The 23493-nt window shown below is 69.0% G+C and carries 17 protein-coding genes and 1 pseudogene; 14 read left to right on the top strand and 4 right to left on the bottom strand.

The features are described from left to right. Positions 1-83 precede the first annotated feature (83 nt). The 3 genes from CQY20_RS27525 to CQY20_RS27515 are packed head-to-tail and all read left to right on the top strand — an operon-like array spanning position 84 to position 4040. A complete protein-coding gene (locus CQY20_RS27525) occupies positions 84-1574 on the top strand; it encodes an APC family permease (protein WP_097943516.1) in 1491 nt (496 codons plus the stop codon). After that, on the top strand, positions 1571-2878 hold the full coding sequence (locus tag CQY20_RS27520; RefSeq protein WP_097943514.1) for an aspartate aminotransferase family protein: 1308 nt from the start codon (positions 1571-1573) through the stop codon (positions 2876-2878). Before CQY20_RS27525 ends, CQY20_RS27520 begins: the two co-directional genes overlap by 4 nt. Then, on the top strand, positions 2865-4040 hold the full coding sequence (locus tag CQY20_RS27515; protein ID WP_097943512.1) for an amidohydrolase family protein: 1176 nt from the start codon (positions 2865-2867) through the stop codon (positions 4038-4040). Before CQY20_RS27520 ends, CQY20_RS27515 begins: the two co-directional genes overlap by 14 nt. Positions 4041-4051: 11 nt before the next feature. On the opposite strand, the gene CQY20_RS27510 is transcribed toward CQY20_RS27515, so the two are convergent. Then, positions 4052-5200 carry a glycoside hydrolase family 3 N-terminal domain-containing protein gene (locus tag CQY20_RS27510; protein ID WP_097943510.1) on the bottom strand — a complete coding sequence of 383 codons (1149 nt, stop codon included), beginning with the start codon at positions 5198-5200 and terminating at the stop codon, positions 4052-4054. A gap of 23 nt (positions 5201-5223) precedes the next feature. On the opposite strand from CQY20_RS27510, the gene CQY20_RS27505 reads away from it, so the two are divergent. The 4 genes and pseudogenes from CQY20_RS27505 (at position 5224) to CQY20_RS27490 (ending at position 12197) form a co-directional block, all read left to right on the top strand. Beyond that, a complete protein-coding gene (locus CQY20_RS27505; RefSeq protein ID WP_097943508.1) occupies positions 5224-5397 on the top strand; it encodes a DUF2613 domain-containing protein in 174 nt (57 codons plus the stop codon). A gap of 70 nt (positions 5398-5467) precedes the next feature. Beyond that, complete coding sequence (locus tag CQY20_RS27500; RefSeq protein WP_234816443.1) at positions 5468-9673, top strand: alpha-(1->3)-arabinofuranosyltransferase; 4206 nt, start codon at positions 5468-5470, stop codon at positions 9671-9673. 78 nt (positions 9674-9751) lie between these two features. Then, positions 9752-10729, top strand: a pseudogene (locus CQY20_RS27495) (phosphotriesterase family protein). 1 nt (position 10730) lies between these two features. Then, entirely contained in the window at positions 10731-12197 is a 1467-nt protein-coding gene (locus CQY20_RS27490) for an AMP-binding protein (RefSeq protein ID WP_097943506.1), read from the top strand. Positions 12198-12200: 3 nt separating this feature from the next. On the opposite strand, the gene CQY20_RS27485 is transcribed toward CQY20_RS27490, so the two are convergent. Together CQY20_RS27485 and CQY20_RS27480 are read right to left on the bottom strand one after the other, a co-directional pair. After that, on the bottom strand, positions 12201-12953 hold the full coding sequence (locus tag CQY20_RS27485) for a ZIP family metal transporter (protein ID WP_097943504.1): 753 nt from the start codon (positions 12951-12953) through the stop codon (positions 12201-12203). A gap of 9 nt (positions 12954-12962) precedes the next feature. Further along, positions 12963-14075, bottom strand: a complete 1113-nt coding sequence (locus CQY20_RS27480; RefSeq protein WP_097943520.1) for an acyltransferase family protein — start codon at positions 14073-14075, stop codon at positions 12963-12965. A 227-nt stretch (positions 14076-14302) separates the two neighbouring features. On the opposite strand from CQY20_RS27480, the gene pgfA reads away from it, so the two are divergent. From pgfA to CQY20_RS27465, 3 genes are read left to right on the top strand one after another with little or no spacing between them, the layout of a single operon-like run. Then, positions 14303-15496 (top strand): cell envelope lipid trafficking protein PgfA, encoded by a 1194-nt coding sequence (pgfA, locus tag CQY20_RS27475; protein WP_097943502.1) that lies wholly within the window; start codon positions 14303-14305, stop codon positions 15494-15496. Positions 15497-15522: 26 nt separating this feature from the next. Then, positions 15523-17133 (top strand): MmpA family trehalose lipid delivery protein, encoded by a 1611-nt coding sequence (locus CQY20_RS27470; RefSeq protein WP_097943500.1) that lies wholly within the window; start codon positions 15523-15525, stop codon positions 17131-17133. Positions 17134-17179: 46 nt separating this feature from the next. After that, a complete protein-coding gene (locus CQY20_RS27465) occupies positions 17180-18391 on the top strand; it encodes a cytochrome P450 (RefSeq protein WP_097943518.1) in 1212 nt (403 codons plus the stop codon). A gap of 247 nt (positions 18392-18638) precedes the next feature. Here CQY20_RS27465 and CQY20_RS27460 read toward each other — a convergent pair whose 3' ends face one another. Further along, the gene (locus CQY20_RS27460) at positions 18639-19811 is read right to left on the bottom strand and encodes a glycosyltransferase family 4 protein (RefSeq protein WP_097943498.1); all 1173 of its coding nucleotides are present in this window, start codon (positions 19809-19811) and stop codon (positions 18639-18641) included. Between the two features lie 36 nt (positions 19812-19847). On the opposite strand from CQY20_RS27460, the gene CQY20_RS27455 reads away from it, so the two are divergent. From CQY20_RS27455 to CQY20_RS27440, 4 genes are all read left to right on the top strand, one after another. Beyond that, positions 19848-20609, top strand: a complete 762-nt coding sequence (locus CQY20_RS27455) for a class I SAM-dependent methyltransferase (RefSeq protein ID WP_097943496.1) — start codon at positions 19848-19850, stop codon at positions 20607-20609. Positions 20610-20664: 55 nt separating this feature from the next. Next, entirely contained in the window at positions 20665-22137 is a 1473-nt protein-coding gene (locus CQY20_RS27450) for an aldehyde dehydrogenase (protein ID WP_097943494.1), read from the top strand. A gap of 65 nt (positions 22138-22202) precedes the next feature. Continuing rightward, a complete protein-coding gene (locus CQY20_RS27445) occupies positions 22203-22919 on the top strand; it encodes an MBL fold metallo-hydrolase (RefSeq protein WP_272938836.1) in 717 nt (238 codons plus the stop codon). A gap of 83 nt (positions 22920-23002) precedes the next feature. After that, positions 23003-23407, top strand: a complete 405-nt coding sequence (locus CQY20_RS27440) for a nuclear transport factor 2 family protein (protein ID WP_097943490.1) — start codon at positions 23003-23005, stop codon at positions 23405-23407. Positions 23408-23493 lie beyond the last annotated feature (86 nt).

Raw genomic sequence — 23493 nt, 5'->3', positions numbered from 1 at the left:
GAAAGCCATACCCGACATCCCTGGGTGATTCGAAGCCTAAGGCCGACGACCCCAAACACCCTTCAAGAAAGGTAAGGACACCTATGACCACTGGCACACCGGCAGGCGCGGCAGACGAGGTCGACCAGATCCCGCGCAGGCGATTGCCGTTCTGGGTGGCGCTGGCCTTTTCGGTCGCGCTCGTCGGCCCCACTCTCGCGATGTCGGGCAACGGCCAGGGGCTGGTCGCCACAGTGGGCAAGTCGATCCCGCTGGTGTTCCTGATCGGCCTGGTGGGCGTTTCGCTCGTCGGCTACAGCTTTGTTCGGCTGACGCGCCACCTCAACCACGCCGGGTCGTCCTACGGTCTGGTGGGTGGCACCATCGGGCCGCGGACGGGTTTCTTCGCGGGGTTCGCGATGCTCGGCGCCTACTGGGCGTTTTCCACCGGCACCCTCGCCTTGACGGCCGCCTTCACCAACGCGTTCATCGCTGAGCTGCAGCCGAACAGCGAAAACCCCTACCAGCCACCATGGTTGGTGATCGTCGTGATCGCGGCCGTCATCTCGTTCCTGCTCTCCGGCCGAGACATCGAACTGCTCGCCAAGATCCTCCTGGCGATCGAGGGCATCGGCATCCTGGCCATGCTCGTTCTGGTCGCGGTGATCTTCGGCAAAGGCGGTGCCCCCAGCACCGGCATCGACTTCTCGGTGTTCTCCTTCTCCGGCAGCGACGTCTCTCCCTCCGCGGTGCTCGCCGGTGTGGTCGCGGCGTTCTTGTCCTGGGCCGGATTCGAGGCCTGCGCATCGATGGGCGAGGAGACCGATAACCCGGAGCGCAACATTCCGCGTGCGCTCGCGGGCACCCTGCTGCTGACCGGTGCGCTGTTCGTGGTCGTAATGTTCGCTCAGGTCACCGGATTCGGCACCGATCAGGCCGGCCTCGACGCGTTCCAGAGTTCCGGCAACACCCTCGGCGACCTCGGCGGCACCTACATCGGGCAGTGGTTCGGCCTCGTGATCATCTTCACCGCCGTCGTCTCGGCGTTCGGCTGCCATCTCGCCACATCGGCCACCTCGGGCCGCATGCTGTACGCGTTCGCGCGCGACGGCTTCGGGCCGAAAGCGTTGGCGCACATTCACCCCGCCACCGGCGGTCCTCGCCGCGCCACCTGGCTGGTGGTCATCGCGGCGCTGGTGATCAACATGATCTGCGACGCGATCGGCTGGCCGGACATGGGCACCGGCAACGACGCCATCGACACCTACTTCCTGTTCGCCGTCGCCGGATCGGCCTGCCTCATGGTCTGCTATCTGCTGGTGGAGATAGCGGCCGCGTGGTTCGTCGGGTCGCCGAAGTTCCTGCACGTGCACGGCGGCAGGGGCAAGGCCGCAGGTCTGCTGCTGCCGCTGCTCGGGGCCGTGGTGATCGTCGTCGTGCTGTGGTTCAACGTGAAGGACGCTGAGTCATGGTCGGCCGCACCGCTGCTCGGCCTGTACTGGTGCCTCGTCGGGTTGATCATCGCGCTCGCCGCATCCGGTATCGCCAAGCGGGTCGGTGAATCGCTGTCGACCGAGCTGAATCTCAAAGCGTGACCCCGCTTTACGCGCGCGACGAAGCCGCGATCGCGGGCATCGAGAAGCTCCGGTTCTTCCCGCTGGAGGTGGTGTCCGGGCACGGCTGCACACTCGTCACGCCCGACGGTCGGGAACTGCTCGACCTCTCGGCTACCTGGACGGCCAGCGGGCTGGGGCACGGGCACCCGGCCGTCGCCGAGGCAGTGAGCCGGGCCATCCGGTCGGCACCCGGGGCGGGCGGCCTGTCGGCCGTGCATCCCGACTCGGTGGGCCTGGCCGAGGACCTGCTGGCGCTCGTACCGGGTAGCGGTGAGCGGCGAGTGTATCTGGGACACGCCGGATCCGATGCCAACGACGTCGCGCTGCGCGCGTGCAGGCATGCGACCGGGAAGCGCACGGTGCTGGCGTTCGAGCACAGCTACCACGGCGGAGTCGGTGTCGCGATGGGCGTCTCAGGGGTGCACGTCGACGCAGGCGTCACACCGGACGCCGATGCGGTGTTCCTGCCGTATCCCAACCCCTTTCGGCCGTCGGGTGATGGCATCGACGCGGACGTCGCCGCTTGCCTCGACCTGGCCGAGAAGCACTTGGCGACCGGGTCCGTCGCAGCGCTGATCGTCGAACCGATCCTGTCCGACGGCGGGTTGGTGGTTCCGCCGGACGGCTTCCTCGCGCGGTTGCACGAGCGCTGCCGCGCCCACGGCGTCCCGATGATCTGCGACGAGGTCAAGATGGGGCTGGCGCGTCCGGGCACCATGCATGCGTTCGAACACGACGGCGTGGTGCCCGAGATCGTCACCTTCGGGAAGGTGCTCGGCGGCGGTCTGCCGCTGTCTGCGGCGGTGGGGCCCGCCGAAATCCTCGACCAGCCCCCCGCGGCCGCGCTGTTGACCACCGCGGGCAACCCGGTGTGCACGGCGGCGGGTCGGGCCGTGCTGGCCACCATCGTCAAGGAGGGGTTGGTCGACAACGCCGCCAAAGTCGGTGCCGCGCTGCGGGATGCGCTCAAGGCATTGGCCGGCTCCCCCGGCGCCGACCGCATCGGCGAGGTACGCGGGCGCGGCCTGGCGATCGGTCTCGAGCTGGTTGATCCGCACACCGGCGACCGGGATCCGCGGCTGGCCGCGCAGGTGGTCTACCGTGCATGGGAGTTGGGCGCGGTTGTCTACTACGTCGGCGGCAATGTCTTGGAGATCACCCCGCCGCTCGTGCTGACCGAACAGGAGGCCGAACGAGCCGCGGCGATTCTGGGCGAGGCCATCGCCGACGCGGCCGCGGGCAAGGTCGACGCGCAGGAGGTGGCCCGGTATGCCGGGTGGTGACGTCACAGACGTCTTCGCGGGTGTGGCGGATCGTGTTCCCGGCGCGCTGGCCGATCACCTCCGCACCGTCCGTCTCGTCGACCACCACGTGCACGGTGCGTTCAACAAACCCGTCGACAGGGCCACGTTCGAGGCGTCCATCAACGAGGGCTCCACCGACCCCGTGTCCGACTTCATGACGATGTTCGACTCGCCGCTCGGTCTGGCGATACGGCGTTGGTGCGCACCGGTTTTAGGACTGCCGCCGCACGCGCCCGCCGACGACTACTGGGCGCGGCGCAGCGAGCTCGGACCCGACGAGCTGACCATTGCGATGCTCGCGCCTGCAGGCGTGTCGCGCTGGGTCATCGACACCGGATTCAAGGGCGACCTGCTCACCACGCCGGACCAACTCGCCGAACTCAGCGGCAGCCCGGCGTCGGAGATCCTGCGGTTGGAGCGGCTCACCGAGGACCTGCTCGAGTCCGGCACCACGCCCGACGACTTCCCCGCTGCTTTCCGCACCGCGCTGCAGCAGGCGGTGGACGCGCCGAACATCGTCGGCACCAAGACGATCGCGGCGTATCGCGTCGGCTTCGACATCGACTGGTCGCGGCCCACCGACGCGGCGGTGGTCGAGCACGCCCGCGCGCTCGCCGCACAGGGCGGCGCGCTGCGCGTCGACGACCCCGTGCTGATCGCATTCGGTGTGCACGAGGCGGCCGAGCACGGCTTACCGATCCAGGTGCACGTGGGATTCGGCGACCGTGACCTCGACCTGCACCGCACCGATCCGCTGTTGCTGCTGCCGCTGCTGCGCACCATGGCCCCGGTTCCGGTGCTGCTGCTGCACTGCTACCCGTTCCACCGCCAGGCCGGCTATCTGGCGCAGGCGTTCGATCACGTGAATTTCGATGTGGGCCTTGCCATCAACTATCTCGGCAGCCGGTCGACCGCGCTGGTCGGCGAGGCCCTCGACACGGCACCGTTCGCCAAGCAGCTGTACTCGTCGGACGCGTTCGGTCCGCCCGAGCTGCATCTGCTCGGCGCCGTGCTGTGGCGGCGCGCCATGGGTCTCGTCCTCGGCGAGTGGGTGCGCACCGGCGAGTGCGGCGAGCAGGACGCGATCGCGATCGTCGACATGATCGGTGCGCGCAACGCCGCACGCGTGTATTCGCTCTGAAGTCCGCGCGGTCAGCAGCGCGGGTTCTGCCCCTTGAGGTTGGCCAACCGCAGCACCGACTCGTCGACCCGCGGCATCGTCAGCTCGCCCGCGGCCAGCGCCTGCTCAAGGCGGTCCAGCACGGCGGGCACCTCGTCGGTGGTCACCCACAGCGCCACGTCGGCGCCGGCCTGAATCGCCCGAAGCGCCGCGTCGGGAACGCTGTAGCGCTGGTTGATCGCGCCCATGCTGGACAGGTCGTCGGAGAACACCACGCCGCCGAAGCCGGGGCCGCCGTAGCCGCCCGAGCGCAGCAACCCGTAGGCGGGGCCGCTGAGGCTGGCCGGATCGTTGCCGGTCAACCCGGGCACCTGCATGTGGCCGACCATGACGGCCACCGCACCCTGGGTGGTCAGCGTGCGGTAGGGCACCAGGTCGTTGGCCTCCAGCTCGGGCAACGGCGGGGTGACGACGCCACCCTCGTGTGAGTCGCCCGACGCGTGGCCGTGCCCGGGGAAGTGCTTGAGCACCGGCAGCACGCCCGCGTCGCGCAGACCCTGCGCGTAGGCGCCTGCGAACTCGGTCACCTTGGCGGGGTCCGACCCGAACGAGCGGTCGCCGATGACCTCCTCGTCGGACTCCGTCGTGACGTCCACGACCGGCGCGAAGTCGATGGTGACGCCCAGCCCGTGCATGGCCTGGCCGCGCTGGAACGCGATGCCGCGAACCTCCTCGGGCGTCTTGGTTTGGGCCAGCACCCGCGGCGACGGTTGCTCGCCGATCAGACCGGACAGCCGGGAGACCCGTCCGCCCTCCTCGTCGACGCTGACGGCCAGCGGCAGCGGGCCGGCGGCGTCTTTGATGTCGGCCAGCGGCTGCCCCATGATCGACAGGTCGGTCCAGCTGCCGATCATGATGCCGCCGACGTGGTGGTTCTCCACCACCGCGCGGGCGTCGTCGGCGCCGGTCACGCCGACCATCAGCAGCTGCGCCAGCTTGTCGCGGTTACTCATCTGCAGCACGTCGCCACAGGCAGGCTGAACGGGGGCGGCGGGCCGGTCCAGCGACGTGTTCGTCGGGCTGGGTTCGGACGAGGCGGCCGGCTTTTCCGCCGCGGGCGAACAGGCCACCAACAGGCCGGTCAGGGCCGCAACGGCACTGAGTGCACGGGGCAAAGGCATGGCCGCATGCTACGTTGGCCCGCATGGACCGATTCCTGGTGCCCGCTGCGGCCAGCATCGTGGTCGGCCTTTTGCTCGGTGCGGCCGCTATCTTCGGTGTGACGTTGATGGTGCAGCAGGACACCAAGCCGCCAGTGCAGGCAGGCGATCCGGCGTCGGCCGTGCTGAACCGTGTCGAGTACGGCGACCGTAGCTAGCCGCCCGACCGCTACCCACTCCCCGGCGCCCACTGCCCTTGGTCGCCGTTGGCTGTGGCTGGTCGCGGCCGTGTCGCTGCTGCTGGCCTTCGCGCAGTCGCCGGGCAAGATCTCGCCGGACACCAAGCTCGACCTGACCGCCAACCCGCTGCGGTTTTTGACCCGCGCGCTGAACCTGTGGAACAGCGAGTTGCCGTTCGGCCAGGCGCAGAACCAGGCCTACGGCTATCTGCTCCCGCACGGCGCCTTCTTCCTGCTCGGCGACACCGTGGGACTGCCCGGCTGGGTGACGCAGCGGTTGTGGTGGGCGCTGCTGCTCACGGTCGGCTTCTGGGGCCTGCTGCGGCTGGCCGAGGCGCTCGGCGTCGGCTCGCCGGGTTCGCGGGTGATCGCTGCGGCCGCGTTCGCGCTGTCGCCGCGGGTGCTCACGACGATCGGCGCGATCTCGTCGGAGACGCTGCCGATGATGCTCGCGCCCTGGGTGCTGCTGCCGGTGGTGCTGGCGCTGCGCGGTGGGGGCGGCAGTTCTTTGCGTCTGCTCGCGGCGCGGTCGGCGCTGGCGCTGGCCCTGATGGGCGCGGTCAACGCGGTAGCGACGCTGACGGGCTGTCTGCCCGCGCTGATCTGGTGGGCCTGTCACCGACCGAACCGCGTGTGGCTGAGGTTCACCGCCTGGTGGGCGTTGTGCTCGGTGCTGGCGATCACGTGGTGGGTGGTCGCGCTGATCATGCTCGGCCGGATCAGCCCGCCGTTCCTCGACTTCATCGAATCCTCCGGCGTGACAACGCAATGGGCGTCGCTCACCGAGGTGCTGCGCGGCACCGACAGCTGGACGCCGTACGTGGCGCCCAACGCCACCGCGGGTGCATCGCTGGTGACCGGCACGGTCGCGGTGCTGGCCACTGCGCTGGTCGCGGCGGCCGGGCTGGCGGGCCTGGCGATGCGCATGATGCCCGCGCGCGGGCGGCTGGTGACGATGCTGCTGGTCGGCATCGCACTGCTGGCGGCCGGATACGCCGGTGGGCTGGGATCGCCGGTGGCGCACGAGGTTCAGGCGTTTCTGGACGCGGCGGGGACTCCGCTGCGCAATGTGCACAAGCTCGAACCGGTGATCCGGCTGCCGCTGGTGCTCGGGCTGGCCCATCTGCTCGGCCGGATACCGCTGCCGGGAAGCGCGCCCCGCCGCGATTGGGTGCACGCGTTCGCCCATCCCGAGAACGACAAGCGGGTCGCGGTGGGCGTCGTGGTGCTGGTGGCGCTGACGGCGGCGACGTCGTTGGCGTGGACGGGCCGGTTGACGCCGCCAGGCACGTTCGACGCCATCCCGCCGTATTGGCATCAGACCGCCGACTGGCTGGACGAACACAACACCGGCTCGCCGCCGGGCCGGGTGCTCGTCGTGCCGGGCGCACCGTTCGCCACCCAGGTGTGGGGCAGCAGCCACGACGAGCCGCTTCAGGTGCTCGGCAACAGCCCGTGGGGTGTGCGCGACTCGATCCCGCTGACCCCGCCGCAGACGATCCGCGCTTTGGATTCGGTGCAACGACTGCTGGCTGCCGGCCGTCCCTCCGCCGGGCTTGCCGATACCCTTGCACGGCAAGGTATTTCGTATGTGGTCGTGCGTAACGACCTGGATCCCGAGACGTCGCGGTCGGCGCGGCCAGTGCTGGTGCACCGCGCCATCGACGGCTCGCCGGGCCTGACGAAGGAAGCCGAGTTCGGTGAAGAGGTCGGGCCCGGGACGCTGGCGGGGTTCATCACCGACAGCGGGCTGCGGCCGAAATACCCTGCGGTGGAGATCTACCGGGTGGCCTCCGACGCCGAGCCTGGCCTGCCGTATCTGACCGACACCGACGCGATGGCCCGCATCGACGGTGGACCCGAAGCGCTGCTGCGTCTCGACGAGCGCCGACGCCTGCTCGGCCAACCGCCTTTGGGGCCAACGCTGTTGGCAGCCGACGCGCAGCGCGCCGGGCTACCCGCCGACGCCGTCACCGTCACCGACACGCCGCTGTCCCGCGAGACTGACTACGGCCGCGTCGACGACCACTCCTCGGCGATCCGCGCGCAGGGCGACGCCAGGCACACCTTCAACCGGGTGCCCGACTATCCCGCAGGCGACACCCGCACCGTGTACGGCGAATGGAACGGCGGGCGCATCACCGTGTCCAGTTCGGCGGCCGACTCCACCGCCCTGCCGAACGTGGCGCCCGCGACCGCGCCGACCGCGGCCATCGACAGCGACTCGTCGACGGCGTGGGTGTCCAACGCGCTGCAGTCCGCCGTCGGGCAGTGGCTGCAGGTCGATTTCGACCATCCCGTCACCAACGCCACCATCACCATCACCCCCAGCGCGACGGCTGTGGGCGCGCAGGTGCGCAGGATCGAGATCTCCACCGTCAACGGCAGCAGCACACTGCGTTTCGATGAGGCGGGCAAGCCGATCACCGCGGCGCTGCCCTACGGTGAAACCCCGTGGGTGCGGATCACCGCGGTCGGCACCGACGACGGCTCACCCGGCGTGCAGTTCGGCATCACCGATTTCACCGTCACGCAGTACGACGCGTCGGGCTTCGCGCATCCGATCGAGATCCGCCACACCGTGAAGGTGCCCGGACCGCCCGCGAATTCCGCTGTGGCGCAGTGGGATCTGGGTAGCGAGCTGCTGGGCCGGTCCGGCTGCGCGGAGGGACCCGACGGCGTGCACTGCGCCGCGGCGATGGCGCTGTCACCGGAGGAACCGGTGAACCTCAGCCGCACACTGACAGTCCCCGACCCGGTTTCGGTGACGCCTCATGTCTGGGTGCGTCCGCGGCAGGGCCCGAATCTGGCCGACCTGATCCGTCAGCCGAATACCACACGGGCGACCGGTGATTCGGATCCGATCGACGTGCTCGGGTCGGCCTATGCGGCCACCGACGGCGACCCGCGCACGTCGTGGACGGCGCCGCAGCGCGTCGTGCAACACCGCACCCCGCCGAACCTGGCGTTGACGCTGCCCAGCCCCACCGAGGTCAGCGCGCTGCAGGTGACGCCGAGTTCGTCGACGCTGCCCGCGCATCCGCGGCTGGTGGCGATCGATCTCGGCGACGGGCCGCAGGTGCGCTCGCTGTCCGGAGACGCGGGCGCGCAGACGCTTCGGCTGCGGCCCCGCACCACCGACACCATCAAGCTGTCCATCCTCGACTGGGACGACGTGATCGACCGCACCGCACTGGGTTTCGACCAGCTCAAGCCGCCTGGCCTGGCCGAGGTCACCGCGATCGACCGGCAGGGACGCCCGATTGCCGCCGCCGACGCGGAACGCAACCGGTCGCGAGCGGTGACGCTGCCGTGCGGGCGAGGGCCGATCATCGCCGTCGCGGGACAGTTCGTCCAGACGTCGATCGACACCACGGTCGGCGCGCTGTTGGACGGCGACCCCATCGCGGCCAAACCCTGTCACGCGCCCATCGAACTGCCCGCGGGTGAGCAGGAACTGCTGATCAGTCCCGGCGCGGCGTTCGTCGTCGACGGTGTGCAACTGGTCGGACCGCTCGGTCGCCAATTGCCCAGTGCGCCAAGGACTCCGGTGCAACCGACGGCGTGGAGCGCCGACCACCGCCAACTGAACGTGCCCGCGTCGCAGGCGTCGCGCGTGCTCGTCGTGCCCGAGAGCATCAACCCCGGTTGGACCGCACGCACCGAAGACGGCACCCAGTTGACCCCGGTGACCGTCAACGGTTGGCAGCAGGGCTGGGTCGTCCCGCCGGGCACGTCGGGCACCATCACGTTGTCGTTCCCGTCCAATGCGATCTACCGCGCGGGCATCATGACCGGGCTCGCGCTGCTGCCGATCCTGCTGCTGTTGGCGCTCGTGCCCGCGCGACGGCCGCCCCCGCTTGCCGAGCCGGCGCGGCCCTGGCGACCAGGCGCCCTCGTGGCGGGGCTCGGCGTGCTGGCCGTCGGCTTCTTCGTCTCCGGGGTGGCCGGTGTCGTCGTGGTGGGCGCGGCGCTGGGCGTGGGATATGCGCTGCGCAACCGGGCCAGGTTGGGCGAGGCGGTCACCGTCGGCTCGGCTGCGGGTGGGCTGATCCTCGCTGGTGCGGTGTTGTCGCAGAACCCGTGGCGGTCGGTGGACGGCTACGTCGGGCATTCCGCCGGGGTGCAGCTGCTCGCGCTGATCTCGGTGGCGGCGGTGGCTGCGGCCGCCGCGCTCGGCGACAGCGGTTCGCCCGGCGACAGCCCTTCGCCCGGCGACGGCCCGTCGCCCGGCGACAGCCCGTCGCGAGCGTGAAACCTCTGCGAAAATCGGCCAGTTTTTTCACAGAATCTGCACGTTGGGCGGCGGGGTGGCGTGGGTAGCATCGGCGGCGTGCCGCAACTGAATACCGCGCGGGGAGTCATCGACACCGGCGACCTCGGCGTAACGCTGATGCACGAACATGTCTTCGTGACATCGCCCGAGATCCTCGACAACTATCCCGCAGATCTGGGGCGACGAAGCCGAGCGAGAGGCCGACGCGATCAGCCGGCTCAACGAGCTCAAGTCGCGCGGTGTGGACAGCATCGTGGACCTGACGGTGATCGGGCTGGGGCGCTACATCCCCCGCATTGCGCGCATCGCCGCGGCCACCGACATCAACATCGTCGTCGCGACGGGCATGTACACCTACAACGACGTGCCGATGCATTTCCACTTCAGGGGGCCCGGCACGCTGCTGGACGGCCCGGAGATCATGACCGAGATGTTCGTCGCCGACATCACCGAAGGCATCGCAGGCACCGGCATCAAGGCGGCGATCCTCAAGTGCGCCACCGACGAGCCCGGCGTCACGCCCGGCGTCGAGCGGGTGCTGCGGGCCGTCGCACAGGCGCACCGCCAGACCGGCGTGCCGATCTCGACGCATACGCACGCCCCCGCCCGCCGGGGCTCGAGCAGCAGCGAATCTTCGCCGAGGAAGGCGTCGACCTGACCCGCGTGGTGATCGGCCATTGCGGCGACACCACCGACATCGACTACCTCGAAGAGATCATCGGCAACGGCTCCTACATCGGCATGGACCGCTTCGGGCTGGACACTTTCCTCGACACCGAGCAGCGGGTCGCGACCGTGGCCACGATGTGCGAACGCGGGCACGCCGACAAGATGGTGCTCTCGCACGACGCCTCGTGCTTCATGGACTGGCTGCCGGAAGGGCTGGTGCCAGCCGCCATGCCGAACTGGCACTACCTGCACATCCACAACGATGTGCTGCCTGCGCTCAAGCAGCGCGGCGTGACCGACGAGCAGATTCACGCCATGCTGGTGGACAACCCGCGCATGATCTTCGAAAAGCAAGGCGGTTACTGACATGTCGGAGGCGACTCCGCCGATCGGGACACAGGTGTCGCGGCTGGCTGCTGAGGATCCCGACGCTCCCGCGGTCACCTGCAACGGGCGGACCCTGACCCGGCGCGAGTTCGACGCGTCGACGAACCGGCTTGCCCGCGTATTCGCCGAACGCGGCGTCGGCGTCGGCGACTACGTGACGATCGTGCTGCCCAACTCGGTCGAGTGGGCGCAGGCGGTGGTGGCGGCGTGGAAGCTGGGCGCGACGCCGCAGCCGTTGTCAGCGCGGCTGCCCGATGCCGAACTCGAGGCCCTGCTCAACCTGCACCCTCAGGCGCTGATCGTGGGCCGCGACGACCCACGCGGGCAAACCCCCTCTTTGCCAAGCGATTTCACGCTCGACCCGGCGGTGTCGGATGCCCCGCTGCCGGAGGCGGTGTCGCCGGTGTGGAAGGTGATGGCCTCCGGCGGCAGCACCGGCAGGCCGAAGTTGATCGAGGCGGGCGGCGACAGCCGGTTCCCGGCACGGGCGGGCTATCCGCTGGGCGCCCAGCCCGGTGACGTCAACCTGATGTCGGTGCCGTTGTCGCACAACACCGGTTTCACCACGTTCGCCATCGGCCTGGTGCAGGGCCACCATCTGGTGCTGATGCCGCGGTTCGAGCCGCATGACTTCTTGAGCCTCGTGACGCAACACCGCGTGACGTTCCTGGCCACCGTGCCGACGATCATGCAGCGGCTGCTGCCGGTGTACCGGGCCAATCCGGATGCCTATGACCTGTCGTCGATCCGGCGGTTCTGGCATCTGGCCGCGCCGTGCCCGCCCGCGATCAAGCGCGCCTGGATCGACCTGCTGGGGCCCGAGGTCGTGTGGGAACTGTACGGCGGCACCGAACTTCAGGCGCTGACCTTCATCTCGGGTGAGCAGTGGCTGACCCATCCCGGCTCGGTGGGTGTGGTCGTCGCCGGGGAGATGAAGGTGCTCGACGACGACGGCAACGAGTGCCCGCCGGGGGTCAGCGGCGAGATCTACATGCGCCCGTCGCCGGGCAGCGCGCCGACCTACCGCTACGTCGGGTCGACGGCCAAGAGCCGCGACGGCTGGGATTCGCTCGGCGACCTCGGCTATTTCGACAAGGACGGTTTTCTGTACCTCAACGATCGGCGGGTGGACATGTTCACCGTCGGCGGCCGCAACGTGTATCCCGCCGAGATCGAGTCGGCGCTAAGCGCCCATCCGAATGTGTTGTCCTGCTTGGTAGTTGGCGTACCCGACGACGACCTCGGCCAGGTGCCGTATGCGATCGTCCAGGCCGACGGGCTCGACGCGGCGGCCGTCAAGGACTTTCTGGCCGAACGGATCGCGGGCTACAAGGTGCCGCGCGCGGTGGAATTCACCGACACCCCACTGCGCGACGACGCGGGCAAGGCGCGCCGATCCGCCGTGCGCGAGCAGGTCATCGCGCGCCTGGCGCGGGTTCGGTCCTGACGATCACCCCAATCGCTCGATCGCGAAAGCGGTCAGGAACCCGAGCGTCGTGATCAGCCCGGTGAGCACATGGGTCTCGGAGAAGGCTTCCGGCACCATCGTGTCGGCGATCATGGCGAGAATCGCTCCCGCGGCGATGGCGGTGATCACGGCGATGACGAACGGGGATGCGCCGTCCAACAAGAGATATCCCAGCATGGCGGCCACGCCGCTGATCACCGCGATACCGACCCACACCCCGAACACGTAGCGGGCGCTGCGGTTGGCCTGCTTCATGCCCGCGGCGCTGGAAAGCCCTTCGGGCAGATTGGAAATGAAGACCGCGGCCAGCATCGCGACGCCGACACCTTGGCCGCTGAGCAATGACACGCCCAGCACCACGGACTCCGGTACACCGTCAAGTAGGGCGCCGACGGCGATCGCGGCGCCGCTGCCGTTGGCTTCTTCCTCGGTCGGTTGACGATCACGCGAACGTTTGCGATGTTGCGCACCGTACCGAGACAACACCGCGTTCGCTGAAACGTAGGCCACTGCGCCGCCCAGAAAACCGAGCGTGACGGCGAGCAGGCCGCCGCTTTGTTCGGCTTCGTCGACCAAGTCGAAGGCCAGCGCCGAGATCAGCACACCCGCACCGAACGCCATGACTGACGCGACGACTTTCGCGGGCACCCGTACGGTCCACGCGACAAGCGCCCCCACCACCAGTGCGGCGCCGGCAACAAGTCCCCAACATCCCGCAGCGAGCCAACCCGGCATCAGGAGTGCCTACCCCGCGGCGACGCGCTCAACCGCGCTGTCCAGCGGCGGCGCGGGCGACGAAGGGCTGCTGCGGCGATACTCCCAGCGCCGCAACGCCACTCGGCACGGCGACTCGATCAACGAGTAGCTGACCGCCGCGATCGCGAAGCCGATCACCACCGTCAGCACCAGCACGACCGGCATGTGCCCGTTGAAGGCGAACTCGCCGATGATGGGGAACACCATCCACAGCGCGGCCAGGTGCCAGATGAACAGGCCGTAGGACCACCGTCCCAGCGTCACCATCACCGGGCTGCCGAGGAACCGGTGCGGGGTGTCGGGCGCGTCGAGCACCAGCGGCGCCAACAGCGCGCCGGCCACCACCGCGCCCATCGCGACCTTGACGATGAACTGCTGCGAAGTGCCCGGCGTCAGCCCCTCGGGCCCGGCCAGCGGCGAGGCCGCGACAAGGAACGCCGCCACCGCGATGACCGCCATCAAGAATCGGCGCCGCGCCAACCGGTGCGGCCACGACACCGGCGTCACCGTCAGCTCGGCCAGCAGCATGCCCGCGACGAACCACGACAGGAACGCCGGCGGCCAGTTCAGCGAGCTGACGCCGACGGGCGTGTGGATCGGGATCAGCGCCCAGCCGAGGCTGGCCACACCGGCGGCGGCCAGCACCGGGATGCGCGCCCGCACGCCGACCCGTCGCACCAGCAGCGCGATGACGGGCAGCGCCACATAGAAGCTCACCTCGACGGCCAGGCTCCACATCTGGGTCAGCCCCGCGGTCAGCGTCAGCGGCACATAGATCTGGGTGAGAGTCAGGTTGGCCAGCCAGACCGTCAGGTCAGCCTTCGCGTCCGGCAACAGAGCGAGGATCACGACGACCGCCACCAGGTAGGCGGGCATGATGCGGACGAAGCGGGAGCGCAGGTAGTGCCCGGTCGGCGGGATGGGCCGCAGCCCACGGGCCGCGGCGGCATGGCCGCGCCACAACAGGAAGCCCGACAGCGCGAAGAACACCGCCACGGCCAGGTCGAAGCGGCCGAACAGGCGTCCGGTCACGCCGCCGCTGTTGCCGGTCTGGAAGGCGACGTGGGTGATCACCACTCCGACGGCTGCGCACGCGCGCATGCCCTCGACGGGCGGCAGGAACCCACGGGTGCCCCCGACGCCCTGGGATTGCTCGACGGACTCGGCCACGGCGACCAGTGTGCCGTACACCAGGATGGGTACGGAGTTGCCGGAAGTAGTTGCAGTAAGTGAGCGCCTTAGTTTGTGCTGTTAGGGTCGCTAGCCATTGGGGTCGCCTAACCGACGACGCCGGCAGGGCCGACGACGTTGAGCCAGGGAGGAACGGTTTGAACCGCGCAGTGGCGTTGCGTATCGCAGCGTGCGGGATCATGGGGCTGGGCGCAGCCCTGTTGATTGCTGCGCTGCTCTTGACGACCTACACCAAGAGCAAGATCACCAAGATCCCGTTGGACCTGGACGCCACTTTGGTCAGCGACGGCACCGGCACCGCATTCGATCCGGCGTCGCTGGCCGGCGAGCGGTTCGAGATCAACAAGAACGTCCCACTGACTCAGCAGCAACAGATCAGCGTCGAGACCCCGTCCAACGCCGACGTCGTCACCCTGCAGGTCGGCACGACGCTGCGCCGCACCGACAAGCAGCAGGACAACGGGCTGCTGCTGGCGATCGTCGACACCGTCACCGTCGACCGCAAGACCGCCGAAGCCGTGTCCAGCGAGAGCAATCCCGGCGGCGCCGTGCAGAAGCCGCGCACGATCGAAGACGACCAGCCGCCGACGAACATCGCGCTACCGCACGAGGGCCTGGCCTACCGCTTCCCGTTCAACACCGAGAAGCAGACCTATCCGGTGTTCGACCCGATCGCGCAGAAGGCGTTCGACGCCAACTACGACGGCGAGGAAGACGTCAACGGCCTGACGACCTACCGATTCACCCAGAACATCGGCTACGACGCCGACGGCAAACTGGTCGAGCCGGTCAAGTACGCCTCGCTGTACGACGACGACGAGGACAGCCAGGTGACCGCGCGGGCGGCGATGTGGGGTCTGCCGGGCGATCCCGACGAGCAGATCACGATGACGCGCTACTACGCGGCGCAGCGCACGTTCTGGGTCGATCCGGTGTCGGGCACGATCGTCAAGACCGAGGAGCACGCGAACCACTACTACGCGCGCGAGGCCCTCAAGCCGGAGGTGACGTTCGTCGACTACACCGTCACCTCCAATGAGCAGACGGTGGAGTCGCAGGTGGCCTCGGCCCGCTCGGAGCGCGACCGGATCGGGCTGTGGGGGCGCATCCTGCCGATCACCTTCACCGCGGTCGGTCTGGTGGCGCTGGTCGGCGGCGCGCTGCTGGGGTCGTTCAGCCTGCGTGCCGAATCCGCCCTGATCGACCCGGGCCTCGACGAGGCCGACCACGGGTTCTTCGACACCCAGGGCATCAAGGTGCCCGGCGCCGAAGCCAAGACCGAGAAGCTACCGGCTCAGCGGCCAGGACGGCCGCCCGACAGACCGGTCTGATCGAGCGCTACTTTCTACGACTGGCGGTGCCGGCCTATGCGCTGGCACTCGCTGTTTTGGTGATCGCTCCGCTGTTGGCGCCGGGGTATCTGCTGCTGCGCGATGCGGTGTCGACGCCGCGGTCGTATTTGTCGGATGCCGCGTTGGGGCTTTCGGACGCCGCGCCGCGGGCGCTGCCGCAGGACTTCGCGGTGGCGGTGGTGTCGCAGGTCGTCGACGGCGGCATCGTCGTGAAGGCGTTGTTGGTGGCGGGGCTGTGGCTGGCCGGGTGGGGATGTGCGCGGCTGGCCGCCGTGGTGGTGCCGGACGCGGGTATGCCCGGGCAGTTCGTCGCGGCGACGCTGGCGATCTGGAATCCCTATGTCGCCGAACGCCTGCTGCAGGGGCACTGGAGCCTGCTGGTGGGTTACGGATGCCTGCCGTGGGTGGCCGCGACGGTGTTGCAGCTGCGTTTGGTTGGTGACGCACCGCTGTGGCCGCGGGTGTGCGCGCTGGCGCTCTGGACGGCGCTGGCTGGGCTGACGCCCACGGGCCTGATGTTGGCGGCGACGGTGGCGGTGGTGTGTTCGGTAACGCCGGGTTCCGGACGGCCACGCGGGGTGTGCGCTGGGATTGCGCTGGGGCTGGCGGTGGTGGCGGCGTTGCCGTGGCTGGTGGCCGCCGGTGTCTCGCAGTCGTTGTCGTCGTCGCAGGCCGAGGGGGTACGTGCGTTCGCGGCGCGCGCCGAACCGGGCCTCGGCACGCTGGGCAGCCTGGCCAGCCTGGGCGGCATCTGGAACGGCGAGGCCGTACCAGCCTCGCGCACAACGCTTTTCGTGGTCGTTGCGGCCGTGGTCCTGCTGGGTGTGGTGGCGGTGGGTGTGCCGGTCGCGATGCGGCGGCCGCTGGCGGTGCCGCTGCTTGTTCTTGCGGTGGTCGCCGTCGTGGTGCCCGCGGCGATGGCGACGGCTCCCGGGCTGGCCGTGGTCGAATCGGCGGTTCGGGCGTTTCCCGGCATCGGCGTGGTGCGCGACGGGCAAAAGTGGGTGGCGCTGGCGGTGCCCGGCTACACCGTGGCCGCCGCGGCCGCGGTGGTGACGCTGCGGCGGTGGCTGCCTGCGTTCGTGACGGCGACGGTGTGCAGCCTGGCGTTGATCGCGACGCTGCCCGATTTGGCGTGGGGCGTAGGGGGGAAGGTCGTCGCGGTGCACTATCCGCCGGGCTGGGCGGCCGCCGCGGCGGCGATCAACGCCGACCCGCGCCCGGTCGCGGTGTTGCCGACGGGCAGCATGCGCCACTTCCCGTGGGCGGGCGACGCTCCGGTGCTCGACCCGTTGCCGCGGTGGGTGCGCGCCGAGGTGCTGACCACCGGGGACCTGGTGATCTCCGGCCGGCTGGTGCCCGGCGAGGGAGGTCGGGCGCGCTCGGTCGAGGGCCTGCTGACCGCGGGTGCTGACCCGCACGAGCTGGCCCGCGCCGGCGTGGGGTGGCTGCTGGTGCAGTCCGGTGACGACCTGTCGTTGACCCGGATCGGCGGCGACTACCCGGCGGCGGCGCACCGCGGGTTGATGCTGACGGTGCACTGGGTGTGGGTGGCGATGTTGGCCGGCGGCCTGGCGGGAATGGTGGTTGCGCGGGCGCGGCGCCCAGTGAAGTAGTCGACTACGCTATCGGCCCTGTTCGGCGGGCAGAAGCATGGGGCGCATGACCGTCGTGAGTGTCTTCGAAGCCGAACTGCCGACCGTCGAGTACGAGGACGCGCCGAGCCCCGACGAAGCCCACCGCAATCTGCGCAAGGCCTTGGAGCAGGGGCCGATCGCGATGGGTGCGCACGGGCCGGAGATCCTCAGTTATGACTTGGTGCGCGCCACGCTGCGCGACAGCCGGTTCATCGTCCCGCCCGGGCTGGGGCTGGAGGCGCAGGGCATTTCGTCGGGTCCGTTGTGGCAGCGTGCGAGCACCAGCCTGCTGGGGCTGAACGGCGATGACCACACGCGGCTGCGACGGCTGGTGTCCAAGGCGTTCACGCCGCGGTCGGTCACTCGGTTGCACGGCCTCATAGTCCAGATCATCAACGGCTTGATCGATGAGGTCAGGCCCCGTGGCCGCGCCGATGCGGTGGTCGACATCGCGCGGCCGTATCCGGTGCCGATCATCTGCGCGCTGCTGGGAGCGCCCCGCGCGGATTGGCGGCTGTTCGACGCGTGGGCCGACGACTTCTTCAAGCTGTTCTCATGGAACGTCGTCGAGTATGAGCGTGAAATCCTTTCTGCCTGGGCGGAACTCGACGACTACGTCGACGAGATGGTCGCGCGAAGGCGTCAGTCGTTGACGGATGACTTGATCTCGGAGTTGATTCGCGCCGAAGACGACGGCGACCGGCTCTCGCCCGACGAGTTGCGGATGCTGGCCGCGGGGCTGTTGATGGCCGGCACAGACACCACCCGTAATCAGTTGGCCGCCGCGGTCGACGTGTTCTGCGACTATCCCGAGCAGTGGCGGCTATTGGGGCGGCGCCCGGAGTTGGCGACGGGGGCCGTCGAAGAGGTCATGCGGTTCTGCCCCGTGGTGTTCGGTGCGCTGCGAATGGCAACGCAGGACGTCGAACTCGCGGATGTGCTGATTCCCGAGGGCACGTTCGTGCTGTGCAATACAGCGGCGGCCAACCACGATCCCGAGGCCTATGCCGAGCCGGACCGCTTCGACGTCCTGCGCGAGGGCGCGCCGCCGATGCAGACGTTCGGTGCCGGCGCGCACTATTGCCTCGGCGCGAATCTGGCGCGCCGCGAGCTCGCGACGGCGTTAGCCGTGATGGCGCGCCGGATGCCGAGGCTGCGCCGCGACGGGTTGACGCAGTGGCGGCCGCTGGTCGGAATCACCGGTCCCGCAACCCTTCCGGTGACGTTCGGCAATTAGGCCCTGGTGCGCCGAAACCGACACATGGGTGAGAAAGGTCGAGAGGATCGCGCCATTTTGTCGGTCTCGGCGCGGGGGATTGTTCCGTTGGCGTATTCGACAGGCACCATCGCGACGAGGCAGGCCCCCGCCGAACAAAGGCGATCTGCCCCCGCACGGCACCGAACTCGACGAAATGGCGGCTTTTACTCCCACTTTCCCGCCCGTTTGTCGGTTTGGGCGAAATGGCCGGCGGGAAGCCGGTCCCCTAGGGGCAGGGGGAGACGACGCCGCTGAGGCGCTGGCCCGCCAGCAGCGACTGCAACACCTCGTGCATCGCGTCGGCGCTCTGCTGCCAGGAGAACTCGGCGCTGCGGGCCTGGGCTTTGCCGCCGAGTTGGTCGCGCAGCACATGGTCAGTAAGCAGACGCTCCAGACCGCTCACCAATTCGGCGTGGTCGTCGACCAGAAGGCCCGTCACACCGTCGACGATGGAGTCGGTCAGCCCACCAGAGGATCGGTAACCGATCGTCGGCACGCCGTGCTGGGCGGCCTCAATAACAGCCAGTCCCCAGCCCTCTTTGCGCGACGGCAGCAGATGCACCCAGCACCGTTGCAGCACTTCGTGTTTGGCGACATCGTCGACATGGCCGTGGAAGGTGACGGCGTCGTCGACGCCGAGCAGGCGCGCGTGCTCGACGAGGCGGTCGCGCCACCAGCCGCCGCCGACCACGTCGAGGTGAAGGCCGGGCACCCGCGGCCGCAACTCGGCGAGGGCGTGCAGCGCGTCCTCAATCTGCTTGTGCGGCACCAATCTCGACAGCAGTGCGATGCGCGGATGGTCGGCGCGCGGCCGCGTCAGCGTGTCCGGCGGCGCCTCGTCCAAACCGTTGCGCACCACGGCGATGTGCTCGGCGTTGACGCCGAGGTCTGTCAGGTCGCGCGCCGACGGCAGCGACACCGTGACGTACTGGTTGCGCCGGTGCAGCCACGGCGACAGCCGCGACTCGACAAACCAGCCGAAGCGCCCCTTCCAGCGCCCCGCCACCGGCCACAGCTCGCGGTGGCAGTGGTGTACGAGCAGCACGACGCGGCGCCCGTAGGCGAGCCGGGCCAGGAACGGCAGCCCGTTCTGGGTGTCGATCACCACGTCGGGGCGCACCTTGCGCAGCGGGCCGAGCCCGATCCGCGCCAGGACCATCGCCAGCCCCGCCCAGATGTAGATCGAGTACGGCCCGCCGGCGCGGTTGATTCGCACCCCGTCGACGACCTCGTCACGCGGGGCGCCGGCGTAGCGCGCGGTCCGCAGCGTCACGTCGATGCCCGATGCGGCCAGCTGAGCGCCGATGCGCTGCAGATATGCTTCGCTGCCGCCGCCCTGGGGGTGGCCGGTATCGCGCCAGCACAGAAGCAGCACGGAGCGGACAGGTCGAACGGACATCCGTGCCAGCGTAGCCGCTGCGTAGGGTTCGCCTTGATGTCAGTCAGCGAGGTATTCGCCCGGCGTGCGACGCTGTCGCGGTCGGTGCGGCTGCTGTCGGAGTTCCGCTTCGAGCAGACCGACCCCGCGCGCTTCTACACCGCGCTGGCCGCCGACACCGCCGCGATGGTGGGCGACCTGTGGCAGGCCAGCCGCGGCGAGCCCGTCGCGGGTTGCACGCTGCTCGATGTGGGCGGTGGCCCAGGCTATTTCGCGACGGCGTTCCAAAAAGCCGGATTCGACTACATCGGCGTCGAGCCCGATCCGGCGGAGATGCACGCAGGACCGGCGACGACGGGATCGGCCACCTACGTGCGCGCATCGGGCATGGCGTTGCCCTTCGCCGACGCGAGCGTGGACATCTGCCTCAGCTCAAACGTGGCCGAGCACGTGCCGCGGCCCTGGCGGCTGGCCGAGGAGATGCTGCGGGTGACCAAGCCCGGCGGCCTGGTGGTGCTGTCCTACACGGTGTGGCTGGGGCCGTTCGGCGGCCACGAGATGGGGCTGACCCACTACCTCGGCGGCGCCCGCGCCGCGGCCCGCTACACCCGCAAGCACGGCCATCCGCCAAAGAACAACTACGGTTCGTCACTGTTCGCGGTGTCTGTCGCCGACGGGCTGAAGTTCGGCGCGCGGAGCGGCGTATTGGTCGCAGCTTTCCCCCGCTACCACCCGCGATGGGCGTGGTGGATGGTGAGGGTCCCGCTGCTGAGGGAGTTTCTGGTGAGCAATCTGGTGCTGGTCCTGCGGCCGCGGTGAAAGCCAGAATTGCAACAGGTTCTCGTTTGGCTCGACGATGGGTAATGTGACGGCCATGACGCAAAGCACGGCTTTCAGGACCGAGTGGGACAAGCTGTTCATCGGCGGCAAGTGGACCGAACCGGCGACATCTGAGGTCATCGAGGTGCACTCGCCGGCCACCGGCGAGCTCGTCGGCAAGGTCCCGCTGGCGGGTGAGGCCGACGTCGACGCGGCCTGCGCGGCCGCCCGCAAGGCGTTCGACGAGGGACCGTGGCCGCACATGTCGCCCGAGGAGCGGGCCGCCGTGCTGGGCGCCGCGGTGAAGATCATGGAGGAGCGCGCCGACGAGCTGAAGTTCCTGCTGGCGGCGGAGACGGGCCAGCCGAAGACGATCGTGGACATGATGCAGTACGGCGCCGCGATGTCGGCGTTCCAGTACTACGCCGGCGCGGCGGACAAGTTCACGTGGCGCGACTTCCGGCAGGGCGTGTACGGCGAGACGATGGTCGTACGCGAACCGATCGGCGTCGTCGGCGCGGTCACGGCGTGGAACGTGCCGTTCTTCCTCGCGGCGAACAAGCTGGGCCCGGCGCTGCTGGCGGGCTGCACCGTCGTGCTCAAGCCCGCGGCCGAGACGCCGCTGTCGGTGTTCGCGATGGCCGAGATGTTCGCCGAGGCCGGTCTGCCCGAGGGCGTGCTCTCGGTGGTGCCGGGTGGGCCGGAGACCGGGCGGGCGCTGACGGCGAATCCGGAGATCGACAAGTTCACGTTCACGGGCAGCAGCGCGGTCGGCAGGGAGATCGGCAAGATCGCGGCCGAGAAGCTCAAGCCGTGCTCGTTGGAGCTGGGCGGCAAGTCGGCGGCGATCATCCTGGAAGACGCCGACTTGGACTCGACGCTGCCGATGCTGCTGTTCTCCGGGTTGATGAACAGCGGGCAGGCGTGCGTCGGGCAGACCCGCATCCTGGCGCCGCGGTCACGGTACGACGAGGTCGTCGAGAAGGTGTCGGCAGGTGCCGCGGCGATGCCGGTCGGGCTTCCCGACGACGAGAGCGCGATGATCGGCCCGCTGATCAGCGAGAAGCAGCGTGAGCGCGTCGAGGGCTACATCAAGAAGGGCATCGAGGAGGGCGCGCGACTGGTCACCGGCGGCGGCCGTCCTGAGGGTCTGGACAGCGGATGGTTCGTTCAGCCAACGGTTTTCGCCGATGTGAACAACTCGATGACGATCGCGCAGGAGGAGATCTTCGGCCCGGTCCTGGTGGTGATCCCCTATGACACCGAAGAGGACGCGGTGCGCATCGCCAACGACTCGGAGTACGGGCTCGCGGGCAGCGTGTGGACGACCGACAACGACAAGGCGATGAAGATCGCGTCGCAAATCCGCACTGGCACTTACGCGGTCAACATGTATGCGTTCGATCCAGGTGCGCCGTTCGGCGGCTACAAGAACTCGGGCATCGGGCGTGAGAACGGGCCCGAGGGCATCGAGCAGTACACGCAAGCCAAGAGCGTGCTGCTGCCGTTCGGCTATCGGCCGGAGTAGTCGCCACGGGCAGTCTTCCGGTCGCGGCCCAGTGGTTTGAGTCCACTCGCGTCGATGACTGGTTGGTGCGGGTCACCGAGCCGCATGTCGACCTCTTTTTGCGTTGCAACATCTGGCATTTGAGGGGGTCATCGAGAGACGTTGTGGTCGATGCCGGTCTTGGCGTCTGCCCGTTGCGCAGCGGCGTGCCGCAACTGTTCGAACGCGAGCCCGATCTGCTGCTGACCCATGCGCACCTCGACCACATCGGCGGATCGCATGAGTTCGGGGCGAGCTACGCCCATGTCGACGAGATGGCGTCGACGCCCGCACCGGGTTCGTTGCGCCGGGACGCGTTGGTTTCGGCGCTGGGTCTGTCGGCGACGTACGCCAAATCGTTGCCGGACGTGATGTTGACGGCGGTGCCCGTTTCGGATTACGACGTCGACGCGTACGCGGTGCGTGCGCCGCAGACCTGTCGGCCGATCAGCGCCGGCGACACGATCGATCTCGGCGATCGGGTGCTGACGGCACTGCATCTGCCGGGGCACAGCCCGGGCAGCGTGGCATTCTTCGAACCGCAAGAGGGCGTGCTGTTTTCGGGCGATGTCGTGTATGACCTGGATCCGGGAGAAGAACTTCTCGACGACATTCGTGGCGCTGTGGTCGCGGACTACATCAACTCGTTGGAACGGGTCGCGGATCTGCCGGTGAGGGTGGTGTATCCGGGCCACGGTGAGCCGTTCGGCCGCCGACGACTGTTGACGTTGATCCGCGGGTACATCGTCTCGCGTGGTGGTTAGTTCGAGCGGCCGCGACTCGCTTTCGAATCTGGCGCCATAAACACCGACATACCGTTGTCGCGGCGGTGTCTGACGCTGGCGCCATGAACGACAACGCAAACATAGTGGAGACAAACTCGGCTGCCGCGGATGCGGTGCTGGCGGTGTGGTTGGAGATGTGGAACAAGGATTGCGAGATCGCGCGTCAGATCTGCAGTGAGGACTTCCGGATTCATTTCCTGGTCTCGGAGTCAGATGGGTCGAATCCGGGCGACGACGTGCTGGGCGCGGAGAGTTTCGCTCGGTTCCTGAAGGGGTGGCGCGAGCGGCATCCTGAGGTGGTGTTCACCGAGATTGCCCGGGCTGTGGACGGCGCACATGGACGGATGCTGTGGAATATGCAGTTGGGTGAGGTGGCTGCGGGCGGGATCGATGTCTTCGACTTCACCGACGATGGACTGATCCGCGAGGTGTGGTCGGTGAACGGGACACGCGCGCACCTGACCTGAGACGGGGAATGTCGCCTGCCATGAGGATGGGACCAGTGTGACCTGATTTTTGCCAGGGTGATGGGACCACCTGGATTGCCAGTTAT

This window comes from Mycolicibacterium agri (assembly GCF_002553505.1).
Classification (GTDB): domain Bacteria; phylum Actinomycetota; class Actinomycetes; order Mycobacteriales; family Mycobacteriaceae; genus Mycobacterium; species Mycobacterium agri.
Note: the sequence above shows the minus strand (reverse complement) of the source record. Positions and strands in the feature narration are given on the sequence as shown.

What these genes read in the sequence shown, in the direction of transcription:
- CQY20_RS27525 (WP_097943516.1), top strand. Translation starts at nt 84, where the DNA reads ATGACCACTGGCACACCGGCAGGCGCGGCAGACGAGGTCGACCAGATC.
- CQY20_RS27515 (WP_097943512.1), top strand. Translation starts at nt 2,865, where the DNA reads ATGCCGGGTGGTGACGTCACAGACGTCTTCGCGGGTGTGGCGGATCGT.
- CQY20_RS27510 (WP_097943510.1), bottom strand. Translation starts at nt 5,200, where the DNA reads ATGCCTTTGCCCCGTGCACTCAGTGCCGTTGCGGCCCTGACCGGCCTG.
- CQY20_RS27505 (WP_097943508.1), top strand. Translation starts at nt 5,224, where the DNA reads ATGGACCGATTCCTGGTGCCCGCTGCGGCCAGCATCGTGGTCGGCCTT.
- CQY20_RS27490 (WP_097943506.1), top strand. Translation starts at nt 10,731, where the DNA reads ATGTCGGAGGCGACTCCGCCGATCGGGACACAGGTGTCGCGGCTGGCT.
- CQY20_RS27485 (WP_097943504.1), bottom strand. Translation starts at nt 12,953, where the DNA reads ATGCCGGGTTGGCTCGCTGCGGGATGTTGGGGACTTGTTGCCGGCGCC.
- CQY20_RS27480 (WP_097943520.1), bottom strand. Translation starts at nt 14,075, where the DNA reads ATGCGCGCGTGCGCAGCCGTCGGAGTGGTGATCACCCACGTCGCCTTC.
- CQY20_RS27465 (WP_097943518.1), top strand. Translation starts at nt 17,180, where the DNA reads ATGACCGTCGTGAGTGTCTTCGAAGCCGAACTGCCGACCGTCGAGTAC.
- CQY20_RS27460 (WP_097943498.1), bottom strand. Translation starts at nt 19,811, where the DNA reads ATGTCCGTTCGACCTGTCCGCTCCGTGCTGCTTCTGTGCTGGCGCGAT.
- CQY20_RS27455 (WP_097943496.1), top strand. Translation starts at nt 19,848, where the DNA reads ATGTCAGTCAGCGAGGTATTCGCCCGGCGTGCGACGCTGTCGCGGTCG.
- CQY20_RS27450 (WP_097943494.1), top strand. Translation starts at nt 20,665, where the DNA reads ATGACGCAAAGCACGGCTTTCAGGACCGAGTGGGACAAGCTGTTCATC.
- CQY20_RS27440 (WP_097943490.1), top strand. Translation starts at nt 23,003, where the DNA reads ATGAACGACAACGCAAACATAGTGGAGACAAACTCGGCTGCCGCGGAT.